The following is a 5,900-nucleotide window of genomic DNA, read 5'->3' as shown; positions in this document are numbered from 1 at the left end:
GTGACCTGTTCCAGCGCCTTGCCCTGTAGCGGCAGGCGCGGCGGCCGCGTCACCGCGCTGCCGCGCCCGGCCAGCGCCTCGCACAGCTTGATGCACTGGACCAGGTCAGGGCGCGAGTCGAGGTGCAGCAGCGGCATGAACCAGCGGTACAGCGCCAGCGCCTCGTCGAAGCGCTGTTGCCGGACCAGGCGGAACAGCGTTTCTCCTTCCTTCGGGAAGGCGTTGGACATCCCCGAGATCCAGCCTTCGGCCCCCACGGCAATGCTCTCGAGCACCACGTCGTCCAGCCCTGCAAACAGCACGAAGCGATCGCCCACGGCGTTGCGCAGGTCGATAAAGCGGCGCGTATCGCCGGAGGAATCCTTGAAGCAGACGATGTTCTCGCAATCGGCAAGCGACACCAGGATATCCGGCGTGATGTCGCTGCGGTAGACCAGCGGGTTGTTGTAGAGCATGACCGGCAGGTCCGTGCCCGTGGCGATGCAGCGGAAGTGCGCGGCGGCCTCAAACGGAGTGGCGGAATAGACCAGTGCCGGCATGACCATCACGCCATCGACGCCGACCCGGGCTGCTTCGTTCACGATGTCCCGGGCGAAGGCGGTGGTGAACTCGGCGATGCCCGCGATGACCGGGATGCGCCCCTTGGCGGCGTCCTTCGCGGCCTCGATGACGGCGATTTTTTCCTTGGTGGTCATCGACGTGTTTTCGCCCACGGTGCCACAGACCACCAGGCCGGATACCCCATCGGCGACCAGGTTGCGCATCACCTTGTGGGTGGCGTCGATATCCAGCGAATAGTCGGCCTTGAATTGCGTGCTGACGGCGGGGAACACGCCGGTCCAGTGGATCGCGTTGCGGCTCATATCGTCTTCTCCTGTTGTTGTCAGAGCGGGGCGCGCCGATGCGGCGCTGCTCGTTAACCCATCGTCAGGTTCGCAGCTGCGCGGCGTTCAGGCTTGAGGCTTTCCGCATGGAAGAAGGACGAAATCGGCACAACATGTCACGACTTGGCACAACGCGCATCGCGTGGCATCGCGTGCATCACGCGCAGCCCTCGCATGTTCGATGCTCAGCCAGGCGCCGCGTGCTTCCCGGCAGGCGGCCTGAACTGCCGCGGCGTCAGCCCCGTCAGGGCCTTGAACTGGCGGCTGAAGGCGCTGTGATCGGTATAGCCGCACTCCAGCGCAATGTCGGTGATCGGCATATCGGTGGACAGCAGCTCGGAAGCCCGCTCCAGCCGCACCTTGTGGATCATCTGGCGCGGTGTCAGGTGGAAGATGCGCTTGCAATAGCGTTCGAGCTGCGCGGCCGAAAGCCCGGTCAGCGTGGTCAGTTCGGACAGCGCAATGGGACGCGCGTAGTGCTCGCGGATATAGGTGTCGACGGCCGCCAGGCGCTGGTAGGCCGGATGCGTATCCCTGGCGAGCTGCAGGTCGTGGGAGATGCCGGCCATGCCGATGATGCGGCCATTGCTGTCGAGCAGGGGGCGCTTGCAGGTCATGCACCAGCCTGCATCGCGCGCGGGATAGAGATGCAACTCGAGCTGCCCGGCAATGGCGCAGCCAGTCTCGAGGACACGGCGATCCTGTTCCGTGTAGCGCTGGCCGAGATAGGCCGGAAATACCTCGGCCGAGGTCTTGCCCAGCAAGGGCTCCACACGCTTGAAGCCGCAGCGGGTGGCGAGGGTGAGATTGGCGACCAGGTAGCGCGCGCGGCAATCCTTGATGAAGAACACCACGTTGGGAATGGCGTTCAGCAAGGGGGTGATGAGCGATATCGCGTCGAGCAGGCTGGCCATGTCGCGGGGGCGCTGCGTCGACATTCCCGCGCAGATGTCGACGAGGTGGGCGATGTCGTCGCCGTCGTCGTGGCTTGCCGATGCCGATGCCGGTGCCGGTGCGGGCGAGGATTGCCAGGTCCGCGCGGCGTGTCGGGCTGGCAAGGCGGGGCGGGAAAGGGATGGCGCTGGCGGCATATTGTCTCCTCATGGCTTCTATTGGGCGAACCGCGGACCGTGGCCGCCGTGCTCAGGGCGGGGCGGGGCTGTCTTCCAGCATCAGCGTGCCAATGCGCGCGGGAGACAGCGGCGGGCGCGGCGTGGGCACCGGCCAGCCGAACAGGACGCGGTTGGCCGTGGCGCAGACCCGTCCCTGGCAGGCGCCCATGCCGCAGCGTACTTGCATTTTGGCCTGCCAGGCGTCCGGATGCGCGCGGATGGCCGACAGGGGCACATCCTCGCAGCGGCAGATCGGCGTGTCCGGGCGGGCCAGGGTCTTGAGCACGGGGTCGAGGGTGAAGGTGGTCCGGACCTGCTCCGCGAACGCGCGCCAGCGGTCGCGCGACGCCACCAGTGCGACCGCGCGGTCGTCGGCGCCTGCTGCCGCGTAGCCGGCGATCATGCCTTCGAGCAGCGCCAGCTCGCTGCCGCCAATGCCGGTGCATTCGCCTGCGGCGTAGACGTGCCGCAGGCTGGTGCGCTGGCGTGAATCGACGCCGATCGCATCAGGGCCGAGATCCAGCCGGCAGCCCAGCAGCGCGGCCAGCCCGGTATTCGGCACGAGTCCGAAGCCGCATGCCAGCCGGTCGCAGGCAAGCTCCGTGGTATCGCGGCCCTGGCGGATGCGCACCGCGCGCAGGCGGTCGTCGCCCAGCGCTTCCACCACGTGGGACCCGGCCCGATAGCGGCCGTCCAGCAGGGCAATGGCCTGTACGGCCTTGGCCGGCCAGCGCCACAGCGTGCCGGCGAAGCGCATCAGGCGAGGCAGCGGCGCCTGCTCGGCGATGCGCGCAATGTGCGCGCCGTGGCGACGCGCGGTGGCCGCCGCCGCCAGCAGTAGCGGGCCGCTGCCGGCAATGACGATGCGCTCGCCCCCGACCGGTGCGCCGGCCTTGACCATGGCCTGCAAGCCGCCTGCTCCGGTGACGCCAGGCAGGGTCCAGCCGGGAAAGGGAAGCAGCAACTCGCGCGCGCCGGTGCAAAGGATCAGGTTGTGGAAATGAAGATGCAGGGCGGTCTCGTCGTTCTCGACCAGCAGCGCATGGGGTGCCGGCGCCGCGATCACACGGGTCGAGGCGAACAACGCGATGCGGCGGTGCGCGGCGACGGCGTGGCGGAGGCTGCGCGCGGGTGGTGGTAGCAGGATGCCCGGGCCATCGCGCCAGATCTGCCCGCCGGGCGCAGGGTTTTCATCGACCAGCGCGACGCGGCTTCCGCTCTCGGCCGCCGCGCGCGCCGCCGCCATGCCGGCGGGCCCGGCACCGACGACCAGCACATCGTACTGGTGCCGACGAGGGTCCGGTGTCCGCACGGCGGTTGTTGCGCGCCGCGCCCTCATGGCGTGCGCTCCAGTACCATGGCGTCCCGGCATACCGTCAGGCACGCCAGCCCGCGCTGGCCGTTGATGGTCATGCGACACTCCTGGCAAATGCCCATGCCGCAAAACGGGGCGCGTGGCTCGCCGCCGCAGGAGCGGCGCGCAAACGGCAAATCGCTATACGCTAGCGCCGCTGCCACGGTGATGCCCGCCGGCACGCGCAGTGCGCGGCCATTCAGGAGGACCGTCACGGTCGGGATCTTGGCCAGGTTGCGTCTCATGCGTTCTCTCCCTGCCCGGGCGAAGGCGCCGTCTCCATGCCCCGGGCGAAGCGGCCGAAGGAAAAAGGCGCGGGATCGATAGGCGCCCGGTGGCCCAGCAGCAGTGCCGCCAGCAAGCGCGCACTGCCGGGTGCCGTGGTGACGCCCAGCCCCTCGTGTCCCACCGCCAGCCAGAGGCCCGGCTGGCCAGGGTAGGCGCCGATGATGGGCAGCCCATCCGGCGTGGCGGCACGAAAGCCGGTCCAGCAGCGGATCGCGTTCATGCCGGCCAGGGCGGGCAGGTAGGTGGTGGCGCGCTGGAGCATGCGCGCCATGACGCGGGTGTCCACCGCAGGGTCGAGGCTGTCGAACTGGCGTGACGAGCCGATCAGCAACTGGCCTGTGGCACGCGGCTGCACATTGAAGGCGACGGAGGTGCCGTCGCTCTGATGTGCGCTGGCGGCATAGCCGAGCTCCACCAATTGATGGCTGACGCAAGCCGGGTAGCGGTCGGTGATGACGAGATGGCCTTTCCTGGCGCGGATCGGCAGCGCGGGCAGCAGTTGCGTGGCCTGGATGCCGTTGGCCACGATCACCGCGCCGGCGGTCAGCCGCCGGCCATCTTCCAGCGTGACGCGGTTTGCCGCCACCGCGCTCACGGTGGCGTGCCGCAGGCGGATGCGCGGCGCTCTGCGCGCCAGCAGCCATGACGCCGCGGCCGGGGCGTAGACGATGGCATCGCCCGAGACCTTGAGCGCGCCCGCCAGGCCTGGCCGTAGCATGGGCTCCTGCCGGGCCAGTTCACTGGCGCTCAGCAATGCGCACGGGATGTCTTGCGAGCGCAGCGCGTCATGCCGAAGATTGGCGAGTTCCAGCTCCGCGGCATGGCTGGCCACCCACAGGGTGCCGCACTGGCGATACGCGCAGGCGGCCGGCATATCGTGGGCCAGCTCCCGCCACAGCCCAAGCGAGTAAGTGCATAGCTCGCGCTCGGCCGCGTTGTCGTCCATCATCACCAGATGGCCCATGCCGGCGTGGGTGGCGCCGCCGCCGCGGCTGTCCAGCACGCAGACGTCCAGCCCCTGCCCGGCCAGCTCAAAAGCGCAGGCAGCGCCCACGATGCCGGCGCCGATCACGATCACATCGCCGCAAGCCTGCGCCTGCTCCGGTGTCGACAGCATCGCCGGCCTCACGTCGCGATGCCCCAGCCGAAGGGATCGTTGTGCCCGATCAGCAGCGTCGCCTCGGCGCAGACATGGGCGCGCCCATGCACGGTCGGGATGATGCGGCCGGGCTCGCCGGCGAGCGCGTAGTGCGCCACGAACCGGCTGCCGGTCACGCTGGCCTGGCGCCACTGTGCGCCGGGCGCCAGCTTGCCATCCGCCGCCAGGCAGGCGAGCTTGGCGCTGGTGCCGGTGCCGCAGGGCGAGCGGTCATAGGCCTTGCCGGGGCACAGCACGAAATTGCGGCTGTCGGCTTCATCGGCGTCTTCCGGGGCACCGAACAATTCGATATGGTCGATCGGCGCCCCGTTCTCGGCGGCAATGCCCGCGTGCTCGAGCGCTTGCCGCACGGCCCATGCGAAGGTGGTCAGCGTATCGAGATTGTCGCGGGCGATGCGCTGGCCATGGTCTTCGCACAGGAAGAACCAGTTGCCGCCCCACGCAACATCCCCGATGACCGGGCCATGACCTGGCACGTCGACGGCCACCGCTTGCCGGTGGCGCCACGCGGGCACATTGCGCACGCTGACCGAGCCATCTTCATGCAGCGTCGTCTCCACGCTGCCCACCGGCGTGTCGATCTTGTGCCGGCCCGGGCCAATGCGCCCGAGGTGCGCCAGCGAGGCGACCAGCCCGATGGTGCCATGGCCGCACATGCCCAGGTAGCCGCTGTTGTTGAAGAAGATCACGCCCGCGCAGGCATCGGCGGAAACCGGCGGGCACAGCAGCGCGCCGACCATCACGTCGCTGCCGCGCGGCTCAAGCACGGTGGCGGTGCGCCAGCGGTCGTGTTCGCGCGCGAGCCGGTCCAGCCGTGCCGCCATGCTGCCATCGCCGAGATCGGGAAAACCGTCGATGACCAGGCGGGTGGGCTCGCCGCCGGTGTGGGAGTCGATCACCTTGATCGGCCGGCTGGCGAGGGTGGAAGACCGCGGGGAGGAGATGGTGGAGGTGGCGGAGGTGACGGAGGGGGAAGTGACGCTCGGACGCATGGCGGATCTGCCTGTGGGGGCCAAGTGTGGACGATCCCCACAGCGTGGCATGGCCGCCCGCCGTTGACTTGTCGCTTTCCCCCAGTAGCGATGACGAAATCGGCATAGTCG

6 protein-coding genes are annotated in these 5,900 nt (G+C 69.2%); all 6 read right to left on the bottom strand.

The features are described 5' to 3' along the window. Positions 1-863 (bottom strand): dihydrodipicolinate synthase family protein (locus ACYP5B_RS47515; RefSeq protein ID WP_459574326.1); only part of this gene is annotated, 863 nt, incomplete at its 3' end. Positions 864-1,069: 206 nt separating this feature from the next. After that, a complete protein-coding gene (locus tag ACYP5B_RS47510) occupies positions 1,070-1,975 on the bottom strand; it encodes a helix-turn-helix domain-containing protein (RefSeq protein ID WP_459574324.1) in 906 nt (301 codons plus the stop codon). A gap of 52 nt (positions 1,976-2,027) precedes the next feature. Beyond that, positions 2,028-3,335, bottom strand: coding sequence for an FAD-dependent oxidoreductase (locus ACYP5B_RS47505; protein WP_459574322.1), 1,308 nt, complete (start codon positions 3,333-3,335; stop codon positions 2,028-2,030). Then, entirely contained in the window at positions 3,332-3,595 is a 264-nt protein-coding gene (locus tag ACYP5B_RS47500; protein ID WP_459574321.1) for a (2Fe-2S)-binding protein, read from the bottom strand. The genes ACYP5B_RS47505 and ACYP5B_RS47500 overlap by 4 nt, the downstream gene beginning before the upstream one ends. Then, entirely contained in the window at positions 3,592-4,755 is a 1,164-nt protein-coding gene (locus ACYP5B_RS47495; RefSeq protein ID WP_459574320.1) for an NAD(P)/FAD-dependent oxidoreductase, read from the bottom strand. The genes ACYP5B_RS47500 and ACYP5B_RS47495 overlap by 4 nt, the downstream gene beginning before the upstream one ends. 8 nt (positions 4,756-4,763) lie before the next feature. Then, entirely contained in the window at positions 4,764-5,789 is a 1,026-nt protein-coding gene (locus ACYP5B_RS47490) for a 4-hydroxyproline epimerase (protein ID WP_459574319.1), read from the bottom strand. Positions 5,790-5,900 lie beyond the last annotated feature (111 nt).

This window comes from Cupriavidus sp. 8B, assembly GCF_054589115.1.
Note: the sequence above shows the minus strand (reverse complement) of the source record. Positions and strands in the feature narration are given on the sequence as shown.